The organism is Burkholderia sp. Se-20373 (assembly GCF_017104705.1).
In the GTDB taxonomy this organism is placed as follows: domain Bacteria; phylum Pseudomonadota; class Gammaproteobacteria; order Burkholderiales; family Burkholderiaceae; genus Burkholderia.
The window spans coordinates 1-250 of the sequence record NZ_JAAGPH010000409.1; the positions used below are offsets into that span (position 1 = coordinate 1).

Consider the following 250-nt stretch of genomic DNA (forward strand, 5'->3'; position numbering starts at 1 on the left):
CACGTATTGCTCGGCGTGGATGTAGCGGATCCGCGCGCCGGCCTTGTCGAGCAGCAGCTGGTTGCCGATCGCATGGATCAGGTGGGTCTTGCCGAGGCCGACGCCGCCGTACAGGAACAGCGGGTTGTACGAGATGCCCGGGTTGTCCGCGACCTGGATCGCGGCGGCGCGTGCGAGCTGGTTCGCCTTGCCGGTCACGAAGTTGTCGAACGTGAGCACGGGGTTCAGCTTCGAGCGCTCGTACATCGAA

General features: G+C 65.2%; 1 protein-coding gene. It reads right to left on the reverse strand.

Annotated features, from left to right (window positions below; genetic code table 11):
- The coding region (locus G3N96_RS39005) for a DnaA/Hda family protein (RefSeq protein ID WP_241023051.1) at nucleotides 1-250 on the reverse strand (250 nt) is incomplete at both ends.